11 protein-coding genes and 3 tRNA genes are annotated in these 15,495 nt (G+C 49.6%); 9 read left to right on the top strand and 5 right to left on the bottom strand.

Annotation, left to right across the window (positions count from 1 at the left end; genetic code table 11):
- The first annotated feature begins 187 nt into the window (after positions 1-187).
- The 4 genes from IMY23_RS02430 to IMY23_RS02415 all read left to right on the top strand — a co-directional run bounded on the left by IMY23_RS02430 (position 188) and on the right by IMY23_RS02415 (position 5,481).
- Positions 188-2,620 (top strand): TIM-barrel domain-containing protein, encoded by a 2,433-nt coding sequence (locus tag IMY23_RS02430; RefSeq protein WP_225986386.1) that lies wholly within the window; start codon positions 188-190, stop codon positions 2,618-2,620.
- Positions 2,621-3,439: 819 nt separating this feature from the next.
- On the top strand, positions 3,440-3,715 hold the full coding sequence (locus tag IMY23_RS02425; protein WP_192820565.1) for a hypothetical protein: 276 nt from the start codon (positions 3,440-3,442) through the stop codon (positions 3,713-3,715).
- A gap of 83 nt (positions 3,716-3,798) precedes the next feature.
- Positions 3,799-4,296 (top strand): hypothetical protein, encoded by a 498-nt coding sequence (locus IMY23_RS02420; RefSeq protein WP_192820564.1) that lies wholly within the window; start codon positions 3,799-3,801, stop codon positions 4,294-4,296.
- A gap of 435 nt (positions 4,297-4,731) precedes the next feature.
- A complete protein-coding gene (locus tag IMY23_RS02415; RefSeq protein WP_192820563.1) occupies positions 4,732-5,481 on the top strand; it encodes a hypothetical protein in 750 nt (249 codons plus the stop codon).
- 182 nt (positions 5,482-5,663) lie between these two features.
- Here IMY23_RS02415 and IMY23_RS02410 read toward each other — a convergent pair whose 3' ends face one another.
- Together IMY23_RS02410 and IMY23_RS02405 are read right to left on the bottom strand one after the other, a co-directional pair.
- Positions 5,664-7,460: a glycosyltransferase gene (locus tag IMY23_RS02410; protein WP_192820562.1), complete on the bottom strand. Its 1,797-nt coding sequence runs from the start codon at positions 7,458-7,460 to the stop codon at positions 5,664-5,666.
- Positions 7,461-7,619: 159 nt separating this feature from the next.
- On the bottom strand, positions 7,620-8,477 hold the full coding sequence (locus IMY23_RS02405) for a nuclear transport factor 2 family protein (RefSeq protein ID WP_192820561.1): 858 nt from the start codon (positions 8,475-8,477) through the stop codon (positions 7,620-7,622).
- A 284-nt stretch (positions 8,478-8,761) separates the two neighbouring features.
- Between IMY23_RS02405 and IMY23_RS02400 the strand changes: the two genes are divergently transcribed.
- Positions 8,762-9,205 carry a thioesterase family protein gene (locus IMY23_RS02400; protein ID WP_192820560.1) on the top strand — a complete coding sequence of 148 codons (444 nt, stop codon included), beginning with the start codon at positions 8,762-8,764 and terminating at the stop codon, positions 9,203-9,205.
- A 459-nt stretch (positions 9,206-9,664) separates the two neighbouring features.
- Here the strand turns inward: IMY23_RS02400 and IMY23_RS02395 are convergent.
- The 3 genes from IMY23_RS02395 to IMY23_RS02385 all read right to left on the bottom strand — a co-directional run bounded on the left by IMY23_RS02395 (position 9,665) and on the right by IMY23_RS02385 (position 10,073).
- Positions 9,665-9,738 (bottom strand) — tRNA-Arg (locus IMY23_RS02395).
- A 61-nt stretch (positions 9,739-9,799) separates the two neighbouring features.
- A tRNA-Pro gene (locus tag IMY23_RS02390) sits at positions 9,800-9,873 on the bottom strand.
- A 112-nt stretch (positions 9,874-9,985) separates the two neighbouring features.
- A tRNA-Ser gene (locus tag IMY23_RS02385) sits at positions 9,986-10,073 on the bottom strand.
- A 277-nt stretch (positions 10,074-10,350) separates the two neighbouring features.
- Between IMY23_RS02385 and IMY23_RS02380 the strand changes: the two genes are divergently transcribed.
- The 4 genes from IMY23_RS02380 (at position 10,351) to IMY23_RS02365 (ending at position 15,146) form a co-directional block, all read left to right on the top strand.
- Entirely contained in the window at positions 10,351-11,319 is a 969-nt protein-coding gene (locus IMY23_RS02380) for a VWA domain-containing protein (protein WP_192820559.1), read from the top strand.
- Positions 11,316-12,224, top strand: a complete 909-nt coding sequence (locus IMY23_RS02375; protein ID WP_192820558.1) for a hypothetical protein — start codon at positions 11,316-11,318, stop codon at positions 12,222-12,224. Before IMY23_RS02380 ends, IMY23_RS02375 begins: the two co-directional genes overlap by 4 nt.
- Positions 12,225-12,564: 340 nt before the next feature.
- Complete coding sequence (locus IMY23_RS02370; protein WP_225986385.1) at positions 12,565-13,749, top strand: acetyl-CoA C-acyltransferase; 1,185 nt, start codon at positions 12,565-12,567, stop codon at positions 13,747-13,749.
- A gap of 71 nt (positions 13,750-13,820) precedes the next feature.
- Positions 13,821-15,146: a toxin-antitoxin system YwqK family antitoxin gene (locus IMY23_RS02365; protein ID WP_192820557.1), complete on the top strand. Its 1,326-nt coding sequence runs from the start codon at positions 13,821-13,823 to the stop codon at positions 15,144-15,146.
- The last annotated feature ends 349 nt before the right edge of the window (positions 15,147-15,495 follow it).

Raw genomic sequence — 15,495 nt, 5'->3', positions numbered from 1 at the left:
AAGCGCGAATATATTAAATATAGGGGCATGCCCCGCGAAGATAGTCTAAGTATATCTATTTATTTTTTTGCTACTTTGTCAATAACAAGTATACAGGGCTGTATTTTCCGTATTTATGCGCCCGCCTTTTTGCTTAAATACCTAGTCTCAGGCCTAAACCAAACCACCGCCAACCTGTTCCTTTTACATGGATAATTCTATTCTGGACACCAATTACATGATCAATGACCTGGGCCAACAACGCGAGGAGTTTTTCGCGGGAACGGTGACCCAGTTGCTGCCTGAAAACAACTACGTTACGTTTATCTGTGACAACCGCGTGGCCCTGCGGGTAGAGGCGGTCTCCCCCACAGTGCTCCGGTTTAGGTTTGCGCCAGACGGCACTTTTGGTAGAGATTTTTCCTATGCCGTAGATGGGCAACGCTCCAAAGACCCGGTAAAATTCAAGGTAAAAACCCTGGCAGACCACTACCGGCTCACCACCAAGGAACTGATCTGCACGGTCTCCATGAAAGGCCTCATCACCAGAATTCTGGACAAGTCCGGTAACCTGCTCAATGAAGACGAGAAAGGCTTTCACTGGGAAGACCACAAAGACTACGGCGGCGAGATTGTAAAAATGAGCAAACGCGCCCAACCGCGCGAGTGCTACTACGGCCTGGGCGACAAAGCTGCCAATATGAACCTTCGCAGCCAGCGCTTTGAGAACTGGGGCGCCGACACCTATGGCTACACCAAAGGCTCTGACCCGCTCTACAAAAACATTAATTTCTTTCTGGGCCTGCACCAGCGCAACGCCTACGGTATTTTCTTTGACAACACGTTCCGGTCATTTTTTGACTTCGGGAAAGAGCGGGACGAGGTCATGAGTTTCTGGGCCCAGGGCGGCAGCATGGACTATTATTTCATCTACGGCCCTACCCTCACGCAGGTAGTGGAACGCTACACGCTTTTGACGGGCACACCCGAGTTGCCGCCCCTCTGGGCCCTGGGCTACCACCAATGCAAATGGAGTTATTACCCAGAGTCGGTGGTAAAAAACCTGGCTGCCGGTTTCCGGGAACGTAAAATTCCCTGTGACGCGCTGTACCTGGACATTGATTACATGGAAGGTTTCCGGTGCTTTACCTGGAGCCAGAATCATTTTCCGGAGCCTGCGCGCATGGTGCGGGAACTCAAGGAAGACGGCTTTAAAACGGTGGTGATCATTGATCCCGGCATTAAGATTGACCCCGACTATGAGGTGTATCAGCAAGGCGTGGAAAACGATTTCTTCTGCCGCCGCGCCGATGGCCCGCTGTACAAAGGTACCGTGTGGCCGGGCCTCTGCCATTTCCCAGATTTCACCCGTGACGATGTGCGTACCTGGTGGTCTGGCCTGTTTCAGGGACTAATTGCCGACATTGGCGTGAAAGGCGTCTGGAATGACATGAACGAACCGGCAGTGTTTGAGATTGGCACCTTCCCCAATGACATACGGCACCATTATGACGGCGAGCCGGGCAGCCACCGCAAGGCCCACAACATCTACGGCATGCAGATGGCCCGCGCCACCTATGAAGGCGTAAAGCAGTTCTCTTACCCAGACCGGCCTTTCACCATCACGCGTTCGGGGTACGCGGGCGTGCAGCGCTATGCCTCTGCCTGGACCGGCGACAACATTGCCTCTTGGGACCATCTGTGGTTGGCGAACATCCAGTGCCAGCGCCTGAGTATTTCGGGGATTTCTTTTGTGGGCTCAGACATTGGCGGGTTTATTGAGACCCCAGACGGTGAGTTATACATCAGGTGGCTGCAGTTGGGCATCTTCCATCCGTTTTGCCGCACGCACTCCTCCGGGGATCACGGCGACCAGGAGCCTTGGTCGTTTGGCGAACCGTTCACCACGCTGGCCCGCAAGTTCATTGAGTTGCGCTACAAACTGCTGCCTTACCTCTACACCACTTTCTGGCAATACACCACGCAAGGCACGCCCATGCTACGGCCGCTGGCGCTGCTGGATCAGTTTGACCCCGAGTGTTACAACCGCATGGCGGAATTTGGCGTCGGCGACCACCTCTTGGTCTGCCCCATCACCCAACCGGGCGTAGACGGCCGCATTCTGTACTTGCCACAAGGCGAATGGTACAACTTTTGGACCAGTGAACGGGTAACCGGCAAAGCCGAAGTATGGGCCGAGGCCCCGCTGGACCGCATTCCGGTGTTTGTGCGGGCTGGCGCCGTGCTGCCATTGTACCCCGTGCAGCAATATGTAGGCGAGTTGGAGATTACCGAAGTGACTTTGCACGTGTACTACAGTGCCCAGCCCTATACCAGCACCCTGTATGAAGACGGCGGCGAAGGCTACGGCTACACCGAAGGCAATTTTCTGATCAAAACGTTCCAGACGGCCACCACTCCTACTACTTTCTCCTTGGCCCAATCCAAGGAAGGCAACGGCCTGGATAATTATGGTTCTTACCGCGTCGTTATTCACGGCCTGCCCGCCCTCACGGCCTCTGTGCTGGTAGACCACCAGGAAACCGCCTGGGAAGCTTCCCCAGATTTCAGCATGATTGTGGTGACCGTGCCTTCTACTTTTAAGGTATTGAGTTTGCATTCAAAGCCGGTAGGTGTTTAGCTAGATTTTCCCGTTTTTGGGCTCGTTTCTGGAAATGAGCCCAAAAACGGAAAGTATTAAGATATTGCTTGTGGGCTATATAGTATGCTCGGTTGTACAGGTACGGTTTTTTGTCAAAAACGACAATTAATTGTAGGTTTAGGTAAACACATAATGCTGATAAGTATACCTGGTATGTTTATTAAGTAGTTGTGCGCAAGTGAAATAATGAATTGACAACTTGAACTGCAGAAAAAATTATCATCAAGAGTAGCAGAAGTTCAAAAATAAAATCGGTTAGCGTGGCAAAAGCCGCAAAAGAAAATCAGCAAGATTTTTTAAATTAGCTTTACAAAAGAAATTGAACGCCGCCCGACTTTGACCAACGAATGTCGCAAAAGTAGCAGAAGAGGGATTGACGTTGCGTTTGAGCAAGAACGGACGCAAAATGCTTGCAGAACCGACAGAGTGAAATGCGTTTTCGGCCTCTTTTTCGGAAATTAGGCCAAAACTGGACGGACAAATAAAAAAGTCATACGCTCCGATTTTCTGTTTTCGGGCTGTTTTTCCAAAATCAGGTCAAAAACAGAAATAATATAAAGCGCGGGGAAAAGTAAAAGAACACCTCCGCACAACAACGTGTAAACGCCAGCATCAGCCGACGGCCTTCGCCGCCGTTTACACAAGTACGTTGTGCGTAAGTGAAAGAACTTTTTACCAGCTGGCACGGCAGAAAAATTATCAGCAAGAGAAGCAGAAGTACAAGAAAAAAATCAGCTAACGTGGCAAAAGCCGCACAAGAAAATCAGTAGGATTTTTTAGATTAGCTTAGCAAAAGAAATGGAACGCCGCCCGACTTTGACCAGCAAAAGAGGAATTGACGTTAAGTTTGAGCAAAAAGAATTTATCAGCAATGCGTACGGTCGGACGATTGAGTTTTCGGCCTGTTTTTCGGAAATAAGGCCAAAACTGGACTTGCGTACGAAACAAGCTAAACGCTTCGCTTTCCTGTTTTCATGCTGTTTTTCTAAAATCAGGTCAAAAACAGAAAAAGAGAAAAGCGCGGGGAAACTTGAAAAGAACACCTCCGCACAACAACGTGTAAACGCCAGCTAGGCCGACGGCCGTCGCCGCCGTTTACACAAGTCCGTTGTGTGTAACCATAATTAAAAAAATAGATATTCATTAAAACAATTTACATGGGCTTTTTTGATAAAATTTTAGGGACAAGTCAATATAAAGTTGAGAGTTTAGTCACAAGCATTTATAAAGATTTAATGCAATGGGACAATATGCGCTCAACAGTTGGTATTAGAAATATGCGCGGTATGGACAGCTTAAGTGCGTCTTTAAAATTAAGATTTGATGAATTATGGTCTCTATATTCACAAGATATGGGCAAATTTGTTTCATCTTCAATCACCATCGATTCAAGAAGGGTTCCTTTGACAAACATGGTTATGCTAATCATCGATTGTGCTCAAGATTTTGAAAAAACATGTAAAACTTCAGTCCTAAGTCAGGATTGGAAAAAATTCTATTCTTTAGTTACCTCTAATATGCCTGGAGCTAAGGAAGAGGAAGAAGAATGGGATGAGGATGAGGATGAGGATGAAGAATACGAAGAAGAGGAAGAAGATGAGGATGAAGAAGATGAGGATGAAGGTGGAAAATACAATTTTAGAAGAGATTACTAAAAAAATGGCTTCACACAACATTGTATAAACGCCAGCATCGGCCGACGGCCTCTGCCGCCGCTTATACTAACCGTTGTCAATAAAGCTAAATAATCAAACAACTCTATTAAAACGTAAGGAAATTTAGTACAAGGTTTAGGAAAATCAAAGCGGTAGTATGGCACAATAACAACCCTGTAAAAACTTTACTTAATAAGCTTATGGAAAAGAGCAATTAAATCTGCTTTTACTGACCACAGAATCTGGTGTTTAAAAAAGAAAAATATTACTGGTCCAGAACAGCAAGACACCCACTGAAATATGCTTTTTCAGGTTGCATAGCCTATTTAAATAAACATTACCTCTCCTTTTTATCATTTAGAAAGCAGGAATTAGCACCGTCTGCAAATTTTAGGCGTACTAGTACAAGAGGTAGTTTTTATTTAAAATGGGAATATGAAGTCAAAATATATTCTAACCGGAATTTTGTTATGGCTGGCCTTAGCTGTGCAGGCGCAAATAGGAACCAGCAGAACCACCGGTATAGACCCCAATCAACTTGCACCCACTGAGCAATTTGGGCAACACAAAAAATATAGTATTTCTGCTGGGTTTGGGTATTATTTGCCGCTCTTATCAGAAAAAAACGTTGGATATCAGAATGCAGAATACAGCCCAGAAATAGGGTTGGGCATCAGTTATTTTATTTCCCTGGACTATGCGCTCACGCAGGATTTATTTGTGGGAGTTGGTTTTAATGGCAGCTATGCAACAGCCCGTTTCATAAAAAACGCTAACCTAAACGGCGAACAGATAAACGGGTACTTGAAGGCGGGAGCGTTGGAGAACTCAAATTTCTTACTGAACCTCACGTATGCGCCTTCCGGGAACGGGTGGCAGCCCTACGCTAAACTAGGGGTAGGCTTTTTTAAATCAGAACTGGAGTTGGGAGATATACCGCTCAGATTAACCAATAATGTAGAAAGTGAGTTATTCCCCGATTATAAAGCCAGCGGGTTGGGCATTCTGCCGGAAATTGGCTTAAAGTACAAGCAATTCGCTTTATCTTCCGCGTATGCCTTGCCATTCAAAAAACTAACCGGCGAGGAGAACCCAGAACCGGGAGCCTTTCCCTCCACCGGAACCATAAAATCGCATGGTCTGCAGGTTAATGCTTCATATCGCATTTATATTTTCAGGAAGTAACAATGCTTCTCTGGCCGTAATAAATTGGCTTTTAGCATAGTTAACAAGTATAGAGTTCCAAAATAAGAATTCTATGATTTTCCGTTTTGAGCCTCATTTTCTAAAACGAGCCCAAAAACGAAAAACACGCCCACAAAAAAAGAGGCCTTTCAGCCTCTTTTTCTTTTATCAATAATCATAATTTACTCCTGCGGCGAAGTCAAAGCCAGTTGGTAGGCGCGTTCATAATGCACCAGCAGTTTTTTCCAGTCAAACATCTCAGAGGAACTCTCTACTTTGTTGCGTTGGGCAATGCGCTCGCGGCGGCTGAGTTCCACGTAATCCATGAGGTGCTGGGTGAGTTGCTCAGCTGATTCGTCAAAGCCTTTCTCATGGCGGTTGATCACGTAGATGCCTTTCTCGGTGTATTTTTTCACGTGCTTCTTCACGTAATCGCCAAACCCGGAGAGGTCACTGGTCACGGCCGGAATGCCGCTGGCCACACACTCCAATGGCGTATAGCCCCAAGGCTCATAGTAGCTCGGGAACACGCCCAAGTGACAGCCCCGCACAAACTGCCCGTATTCCATGCCGAACAACGGGTTGGTGGGCGACACAAAATCTGGGTGGTAGACTATTTTCACACGGTCATCGGCGTTATTCACCAGGTTAGACTCCCGCAGGAAATGCAGGATTTCGTCTGTCTTGTCATTGACCAGATTGTGCGTGACCACCGGCGGCAACATGTGCGTTTTCCAGGATTGCACGGTGCGACGGTAGCGCAGGCGCCAATAGTCATCCACAAAATTTGAGAGTTCAGGCAATTTGTGGTCGGTGCTGGAGGCGGCCTCATAGAACAAGCGCTCCCCTACCTGCTCCTGAATGGCCTGACACGTGCCCTGTATCTCTTCCATTAGCGCCTTGGAGTGCAGCACGTCTGGGTTAATGGAATGGAACGGCTGCTTGGTAATGAAGAACATCACCACGGTCATGTCAGACTTGGCCACTTTCATGCGGTGGTTTAGGCGGGCCAGGGCTTCCAAGGTTAAATCGAAGCCTTTGTTCCTGTATTCAAAACGGCCGGAAGTGAAGAAGTACAGCGTTTTCTCCAGATCAAACGGAAAGCTCTGGAAGAAATGCCCCATCACAAACCGGTGAATTTTCTTCTTGTAGGTAAGGTGCAGGTTCTGGAACTCGTGCATGGCCGTGAACCGACGTATGTTCAAACCGTTGGGCAACACCGTATCCGGAATACGGTCCAGAAGGTAAATGCATTCCCGCACGGTGACTTCGCTCACGGTGGTGAACACGTGGGACCCGTGCGCCGCTGCCCGCTCAATAGAAACCGCTGGTTCAATATTGAAATTGCGCGCTTCCTTGCGCCAGTCCACCGCCGTGAGCTGGTCATAGAAATTGGGGTCGTTCATGGCCAGGTAGCGGCCCAGCAGCGTGGCGTGCGTGGTGAAGACAATTTTCACGGGCACCTGTTCGCGGCGCAGGTCTGGTATGGCAGAACCCACCATCCATTCATGGAAATGCGCCACCACCTTGGTTTTCTGCGCCAACTCAGACACGTACCGCTTCACCAAACTCCCGAAGGCCAAGACCTGGTTCAAGAGATCTTCATTGGAAGTGGGAATGTAATGCTTCTCCCAGAGTTGTTGCTTGATGCTGTCCAGGTCGCCGTACGCACTGAACGGGTTAATCAAAATAATGCGGGGCCTACCGGTCACCAGCCACGTGCCATAATGCGCCTCCACGCCCTGCTCGCGCAGTTTTAGGACTGCTCTTCCGAATACATCAGAATAATCATCAGTTGGTTCAAACTCGGCGGCGGCCTGCTGCGGGAAGTAGGGGCCAATGAGGCAATATTGGTCGCCCCAGTATTCCATCATGGCGGGGACTTTTGATCTAATGACGGTATAGATTCCTCCCACCTGATTACAGGCTTCCCAGGCAATTTCTAACAAGTACGGCGAGGCAGATGTGGTATTCGGCATAGAAAAGGGTGCAGTTTTACCTATTTACTTAAAATAGCGCATAACGGATATAGTAGCGGCCACGTTTTATAAAAAGTTTAAACGCCGCTCTATTTTCTAGCCCGAAGGGCTGCGTTAATACCCGCCCAAGATAGGCCTTTATTTCAGGCCATGGCAGGGTTATTCTTTTACCAGTTCGGCAATAAGGCTTTCATGTAGAATCTGCCACCCTTTAACTTCATCTTTCCGCCAGACGCGCATGTACGGGCCTGCCTGTTTTATTTCTTTTCCGTCTTTGCGCAACCGTAGTTCACAGAGGCCATACACCACGCCCAAATCACCGGAAGCCGCTATCTGAGATCCTTCTGGCCTAAACGAAAGATGCGTGGTTTCTTTCAAAAGGTCATCGCGCTGGGCGGCGGTCACGCTGGGAAGGCGGTTGGCCCGGAACAGTCTGGCTTCTGGGTGCAAAACCTTGCTGTACGCCGCCAAAGAACCCGCCGCCGCCTTGCTGAACGCTGCGTCATGCGCCAGTAAATTGGTGGTTTTTTGTTGAGTCTTAGCGGTTTTGTCTGGCAACACATACAGCAGGGTATCATCTTTCACGGCGGTGCTGTGCGGACCGTGCGGGCCGCCCAGGTCAATCACAAATTTCCATTGCCCGTCTGACTGCCGCAGCCACACCGTGGCGAAATGCCCGAAAGCCACAGCTTTTCCTTTGACCTTGTAGGTAAACGGGCCCGAGGTATAACCCAACTCCCCAGACACTGACACCGTCGCAAACGTTGGTTCCCAGTGAAGTTTTCCCACCGTGTCAGGCGGCAAGTTCAGGTAGAGGTCGCGGCCTTTCACCAGTTTCCCTTTGCCAGCCAGCAAAGAAGCTTCGTTCATGTGCTGCAGAAACGCCGCCCGGGTGTCCTGGTCCAGCGCCATCTGCGCGAAGGCCCGTTCGGCCTGTACCACCTGCTGCACAGCCGTTTGGCCTTTTACCTGTAAAAAACTGAAAAGGCAGATGAGAAAGAGAAGGGTGGTTTTCATGACTTGATTGCGTTTCTTCGCGTATGCAGATTTGTTTTGGTGGACATTTATATGATTCAACTCAGTGTCAATTTGATCTTGCTTTTCAGATTGAAGTGGGTGCGTTTTCATTTCCGTTTTTGGCCTCGTTTCTGAAAATGAGGCCGAAAACGGGAGTTGCTAGTTTCGCTGGCCTAACTCTTTGAAATGTTGCCTTTGAAAACCTCACGTTTATCTTGTTGATTTCCGCCGAAAGATACTTTTTTCTCTTAAATATTAAGTTTTACCTATTTAACTAGAAATACATGAGTGCCATTTATGAAGGTCACGTGATTTGGGCGCAGGTAGACGCCAACATGCATTTGCGCCACTCGGCTTACGCCGATTTTGCGGCCCAGGCCCGTATTGCGCTGCTGGACAGCCTGGGCCTGAATTTCAAGATGTTCCAGAAGTTGCGGCTGGGCCCCATTCTGTTCAAAGAGGAACTGCACTACCTGCGCGAAGTGGGCCTAAACGAGAACATACAGGTAAAAACCATGATGACCAAGGCCCGCGAAGACGGTTCGCGCTGGTCCATCAAACATGAACTCTACCGCCAGGACGGCATAAAAGCCTGCATCATTCTGGTAGACGGCGCCTGGATGGACCTGGCCCAACGCAAACTCACCGCCCTGCCCGCTGACTTCTCCCAGCAATTCCTGGACCTTCCCAAAAGCGAGGATTTTGTATTGGAGCAGGCGAAGAACTAGGCTGGAATTATAACTCAGGAAAAGGGAAACTTCTTACTTGAGTTGGTTGCTTGTCAATATTCCGTTTTGGGGCTCATTTCTGGAAATGAGCCCCAAAACGGATTTGAATAGTTCGCTCCATCGCTTATAAAATAATTATATCTGATAAGCCTGCCTTTGTTGGTGTTATCACCAACAAATCCTGGAACATTGGCTACTCTGCTTGTTGGTGATAACACCAACAAGGGCAGGCAGCAAGGATTTAGGTATGTGAAATAGTAAATGGAAATTCTAGACTCGGGAATGTTACACTTCCATGTCAAAATGAAGTGGCCCATTTTCCGTTTTCGGGCTCAAATCTGGAAATGAGCCCTAAAACGGAATTGCCTTGCCCGACCTGGATAAGAAATTACCCTCGAATAGTGAAGACACAAAAAAGCCACTTATAAGTTTTATCTTATAAGTGGCTGATTTTCAATGTGATCCCATTTGGATTCGAACCAAAGACCTACTGCTTAGAAGGCAGTTGCTCTATCCAGCTGAGCTATGAGACCATCGAAACAAAAATGAGTAATGGAGAATGTCTGTACATCCAACATTACTCATCTTTTTTCGTCGGGGTGGCAGGATTCGAACCTACGACCTCCACATCCCAAATGTGGCGCGATACCGGGCTACGCTACACCCCGAGTCTTGCGATTACAAAGAAACCTTCTTCTCAAACCAACCTTTCCTGGTAATCGCGGTGCAAAGATACTGATTGAAATCTTCTTGTCAAAACAAATTTTCAAGAATATTTCGCGGAGAGAGGGGGATTCGAACCCCCGGTACCCTTTAGAGGTACGGCAGTTTAGCAAACTGCTGGTTTCAGCCACTCACCCATCTCTCCGGGCTGCTCTTCCGGTCAAAGAGTGTGCAAATATAGGCGAACCAAAAGCAGATTCCCAAGGCCACCGGTAAAAAAATTATGAAGCCCGTTGCCCGCTCGTGCTCACCTGGTTCAATTACAGCGGATTACCTGCGCTAAAAACTGAAATTATTTTCCAGAAACTTCGTTTTACCCCACACCTGGGCCTTCTTTTGGCAACAGAAACACCCCGCTGCGTCTGCGTTCGCTTTTGTATCTTTGCCCAGCCCGCTGATAAAATTTCTTTTTTAAGCTGCCTATGACGTGGTATTTGCCCTTTACAACTATTGAGTTCCTGCTGTGCCTGCTGTTTCTGGTGCTGTACGGCGGTTACCTCTATAGAATCAAGCGGCTGGCGCACCAGTTCGGGCAGACCGCCAATACGCTCTGGATCAAGGCGGGCATCCGGACGGCGTACATGGGCTTATTGATTGTGGCTTTGCTGGGGCCGTCCTTCGGGGCCATGACCAAGGAAATAAGAACCAACGGCAAAGACGTGTTCATCGCCGTGGATTTGTCACAGTCCATGAACGCCACAGATGTGCCGCCCAACCGGCTGGCCAAGGTAAAGCTGGAACTGCAGGATTTCATTTCGCGCTCAGACGCTGACCGGGTGGGCTTGCTGGGGTTTTCGTCTGAAGCCTTTGTGCTCAGCCCGCTCACTTTTGACAAAAGCGCCCTGGATCTGTTTGTGCAGTCCTTGAAACCAGAACTGGCGCCCCGCGAGGCTGCCCAACTAAGCCCCGTGCTGGAACTGGCCCGCCAGAAATTCAGTGAGAGTGAAACCGCCCGCGACCTGGAGCGCTCCCGCATCTTGCTTATCTTCTCAGACGGAGAGAACTTCGGGGAAAACACGCAGGCGGCCATCAAGGAACTGCAAAAACAGAACATACGGGTGTTTTGCGTGGGCGTGGGCACCTACGCGGGCGGCAAAATCCCGGAAGGGCGCAGCTTCAAGAAAGACGAAGAGGGCCAAACCGTGCTCACAGCCCTGGACCCCACCGCTTTAAAAGAGATAGCCCAGGCCACCGGCGGCGAGTACGTGGAAATCAACCAGAACATCAGTGAAATGCCCAAACTCCTCAACGCCGTGAAAGCAGTGAAAAGCGAAGTGCGGCAAACCAAAGTGGTGGAGGTAGCGGCCAACAAATTCATTTACCCTTTACTGCTGGCCTTGGTCTTGATTGCCCTGGACGTGTTGTGGACCCTGCAAGTCTTGAAAATATGAGGATTTTCTTGGTTTTTCTGCTGCTCACCTTCGCCCCGCTAGACGGGCTGCAGCGCATTGCCCTGCGCAACCAGTACGCCGTGCAAGCCCAGCAAGCCTATGACCAAAAGAAGTACCAGCAGGCCGCCGCGCTCTATGAAAAAGTCCGGAATTTTGAAGGCAAAGACGTGGGGCCCTCCATTCAACTGAACCTGGCCCACTCCTATTTTCATGTGCGCCAGTTCAGCCAGGCCTCCCCTATTTATCGGGCGCTTCTAAAATCCACCTCAGACTTTCAGATTAAATCTGTGATTGCGGGGCAGCTAAGCGTGATTGAAGCTGAAGAAGGAAACTATACTAAAGCCTTGGCCCTCAGCAAGCAAGCCCTGGTCTATGACGAATTAAACCAGCAGGCCCGCTACAATTATGAATTGCTGCAGAAATACCTCATTCTGCACCCAGAGAAAAACAAACTCCCGCCGCCCAACCGTCAACGCAACCCGCAGGCCGGGCAAACTGGTGGCGCGCCTCAGACTAGCCCCGGTAGCGGCACTTCGCAGGCCAATACGGCTGGGGCAAACGGACTGGGCGGGCCCGGCAGTCAACCTTCTGGCACCGCCCCGCAGCCTGCAAACCAGGGCAACTCTCAAAACCAAAACCAGGGAAATAGCCCGGGGAACGCGCAAGGCACCGATAGGAATGGTCAAAACCCCAACAACCCAGGTTCCGGAAACCGCGGCAACCAGGAAGCCAACCAAAACGATGCGTTTCTGCAGACCCGCTATGAGCGCCTGCAAAAACTGAAGCTGAGCCCCGAGAAAGCCCGCCAACTCTTAGACGCCATGCGCCAGGAAGAAACGCAGTACATTCAGCAAATCCCGCGGCGGCGCACCAAAAAGCAAAACCCAACCGGACCAGACTGGTAAGCTGTTTTCGGCCTCATTTCTGGAAATGAGCCCGAAAACAGCTTACCAGTAATGTAGCGTCGTTCCGCGGCATGATACTAATGGAAACTGATTCAACTGATCTTCTGAAGACTAATACAACTTCTGTTTTTGGCTTCATTTCCAGAAATGAGCCCGAAAACAGAAGACCTCATTCTCAAAGGCAGGGGAATCTTCCATCCATAAAACTTTCCTGAAAAATCTGACTTTCCAAATTCCTGAGTATACTTGGGGCAAAGGCAAACTTTCGTAGCCTAACAAGCGTTTGCTTTTTACAACCTATTCAGGTAATTTCAGGGCCTCAAACTAGAACAAAACTAACATGCAGATCAAAGAAGTATATGTGATTTCGGCGGTTCGTACTCCCATTGGGAGTTTCGGGGGCGCCTTGGCCAGCTTGTCTGCCACGGAGTTGGGCGCTATTGCCATTAAAGGCGCCGTGGAGAAAGCCGGAATTGACAAAAGTCTGGTGCAGGAAGTGATCATGGGCAACGTGTTGTCGGCCAACGTGGGCCAGGCACCGGCCCGTCAGGCCGCCGTAAAGGCAGGCTTGGGCTATGAAGTGGAATGTACCACTATCAATAAAGTGTGCGCCTCGGGTTCCAAGGCCATCATGTTCGCCTCGCAGGCCATTATGCTGGGTCATAAAGACGTGATTATTGCCGGCGGCATGGAAAGCATGAGCAACGTGCCGTATTATTTGGAGAAAGCGCGTTTCGGGGCGAAGATGGGCCACGGACAGATGACCGACGGTTTGATTAAAGACGGCTTGTGGGATGTGTACAATGACTACCACATGGGCAGCGCCGCCGAGAACACCGCCAAGGAAATGGGCATTACCCGCGAGATGCAGGACGAATACGCCATCAACTCTTACAAAAAAGCTTCTGAGGCTGCCAAAGGCGGTTTCCTGAAAGACGAGATTGTACCCGTGGAGATTCCGCAGCGCGGCAAAGACTCTATTTTTGTCACCGAAGACGAGGAATACAGCAAAGTGAACTTCGATAAAATACCAGGCCTGCGCCCGGTGTTTGACAAAGCCGGAACGGTAACCGCCGCCAACGCCTCTACTTTGAACGACGGCGCTGCCGCCATTCTGTTAATGAGCAAGGAGAAAGCCGAAGAACTTGGCTTGAAACCAATCGCTAAAATCAGAGGCTTCGCCGATGCCGAGCAGGACCCGAAATGGTTCACCACCACGCCGGCCCTGGCCATTCCTAAAGCTCTTAAAGCCGCGGGCGTTGACGCGTCTGAGGTAGATTTCTACGAAATTAATGAAGCGTTCTCCGTGGTTTCATTGGCCAACAACCAGAAACTGGGCTTAGAAGGCGGCAACGTGAACGTGTACGGCGGCGCTGTTTCCTTGGGCCATCCGCTGGGCGCTTCGGGTGCCAGAATTGTGACCACCTTGATCAATGTGCTGCACAAAAGAGATGGCAAGATTGGCGTGACCGGTATTTGCAACGGCGGCGGCGGGGCCTCTGCCATTGTGGTGGAGCGCATGTAATCCTCCAAATTTCATACTAAACAAAAAAGCCTTGCGTTCTAATGTAAGGCTTTTTTGTTTGTTTTGCACCCATGAATAGATTTCTGTATTGCGTGGCGTTTTTGGTCTTATTTACGATTTGGAGCCCCAAAACGCAAGCCCAGACGCGCGTGGTCACGTATTATGATTCATTGCAGTCTGCCATTAAGGAAGTCTATTTCATCAAAACCAAGCCAGACACGGTCATTCACGGGTATTACAAAAAATACTACCCCACCGGCGAACTGGAGGCCCTGGTGAAAGTGATTGAAGGCAAACGCGACAGCCTTTACACCGAGTTCTTCACCGACGGAAAACCCAAACTGACCGTGCCCTACAAAGACGGCAAGAAAAACGGCCCTTTCTGGGCAGTGTATCCCAACGGTCAGAAATTGCAGGAAGGCTTCTACGCCAATGACCAGCAAACCGGCGTGTTCAAAAGCTATCACCCCAATGGCCAGCTCAAGCAGGAAACCACCTTTAAAGACGGCTTCCCAGAAGGGTCTGTAAAGGAATATTTTGTGGATGGCACCCTGAAATCTGACATCACCTACGCCCAGAAAACCCAGAGCGGCCCGGCCCGCACCTTCCATAAAAACGGCAAGGTGGAAACCGAGACCACCTACAGAAACGGGATGATCTTAGGCGACATCAAAACCTATTATGACAACGGCCAGCTGGAAACCGAAACCACCAGCAACGGCCCGTCCAAACCTGCCAAATTCAAAAGCTATTATCGCTCCGGCCAACTCATGACCGAAGGCGGCGTGTTGGCCGGCAAACCCGAAGGCCCTTCCACCTCTTACCATGAGAACGGTAAAAAGCAGACGGCCGTGACCTACAGCAAAGGCGCGCGCATGGGCCTGGCCCAAACCTGGAATGAACAAGGCAACCTGGTGCAGGAAATTCGCTACAGCAATGGTGAGCGCGACAAGAAAATCACCCGGTACCATGCCAACGGCGCCGTGGCCGGCCAGGAAGAGATCAAAGACAACAAACGGTTTGGCACCTGGCAGCAGTTCTTTGAAAACAAACAGTTGAAAGCCACCGAGCCCTATAAAAACGGCAAAATTACCGGTGACCGCCTCACCTACCATGAGAATGGGCAGCTCGCCTCCAAAGCCACGTACCTCAACAACAAAATCATCTCCGCCGAAATTACTTTTTACCCGTCGGGCAAGGTGAAGTCTGAGACGTTCTACAAAGACGGCCTTAAGTTCGGGACGTTCAAGCAGCTCTATGAAAACGGCAAAACGGAGATGGCCGGTACCTTCCGGAACAACCGCGAAACCGGCACCTGGACCTATTTTGACGAGACCGGCAAACCCGTGAAAAAAGTAGAATATCGCAATGGGCAAGTTGTGGCAGACAAAAAATAAGTTGCTAGTCAGTTTCCGTTTTGGGGCTCATTTTCAGAAATGAGCCCCAAAACGGAAAGTGTAGCGTCGTGGCCCTGACACGACGTGTCTATAGGAAACGCGAACGCCTAAACTCGCAACTAATCTAAATCCTGGGCATGGTGGCAAGCACAGTTTTTCCAGGGTTGAAACTTTGCTGCTTCGTAGCACCGCGTCGTGTCAGGGCCGTAACGCTACGGAGAATTCTCTCCTTCAGAAAAAACAATCAGCCATTAGCCATAAGCAATTTTTCGTTTTCGGGCTCATTTCCAGAAACAAAGCCCAAAACGCAGAAAAAGGCCGTTCTAAAAAAGGTTAAAAATTTCCTTCC

This window comes from Rufibacter sp. LB8, from assembly GCF_014876185.1.
Classification (GTDB): domain Bacteria; phylum Bacteroidota; class Bacteroidia; order Cytophagales; family Hymenobacteraceae; genus Nibribacter.
The sequence above is the reverse complement of the archived record's forward strand: the minus strand, read 5'-3'. Positions and strand labels throughout refer to the sequence as shown.

What these genes read in the sequence shown, in the direction of transcription:
- IMY23_RS02430 (WP_225986386.1), top strand. Translation starts at nt 188, where the DNA reads ATGGATAATTCTATTCTGGACACCAATTACATGATCAATGACCTGGGC.
- IMY23_RS02425 (WP_192820565.1), top strand. Translation starts at nt 3,440, where the DNA reads ATGGAACGCCGCCCGACTTTGACCAGCAAAAGAGGAATTGACGTTAAG.
- IMY23_RS02420 (WP_192820564.1), top strand. Translation starts at nt 3,799, where the DNA reads ATGGGCTTTTTTGATAAAATTTTAGGGACAAGTCAATATAAAGTTGAG.
- IMY23_RS02415 (WP_192820563.1), top strand. Translation starts at nt 4,732, where the DNA reads ATGAAGTCAAAATATATTCTAACCGGAATTTTGTTATGGCTGGCCTTA.
- IMY23_RS02410 (WP_192820562.1), bottom strand. Translation starts at nt 7,460, where the DNA reads ATGCCGAATACCACATCTGCCTCGCCGTACTTGTTAGAAATTGCCTGG.
- IMY23_RS02405 (WP_192820561.1), bottom strand. Translation starts at nt 8,477, where the DNA reads ATGAAAACCACCCTTCTCTTTCTCATCTGCCTTTTCAGTTTTTTACAG.
- IMY23_RS02400 (WP_192820560.1), top strand. Translation starts at nt 8,762, where the DNA reads ATGAGTGCCATTTATGAAGGTCACGTGATTTGGGCGCAGGTAGACGCC.
- IMY23_RS02380 (WP_192820559.1), top strand. Translation starts at nt 10,351, where the DNA reads ATGACGTGGTATTTGCCCTTTACAACTATTGAGTTCCTGCTGTGCCTG.
- IMY23_RS02375 (WP_192820558.1), top strand. Translation starts at nt 11,316, where the DNA reads ATGAGGATTTTCTTGGTTTTTCTGCTGCTCACCTTCGCCCCGCTAGAC.
- IMY23_RS02370 (WP_225986385.1), top strand. Translation starts at nt 12,565, where the DNA reads ATGCAGATCAAAGAAGTATATGTGATTTCGGCGGTTCGTACTCCCATT.
- IMY23_RS02365 (WP_192820557.1), top strand. Translation starts at nt 13,821, where the DNA reads ATGAATAGATTTCTGTATTGCGTGGCGTTTTTGGTCTTATTTACGATT.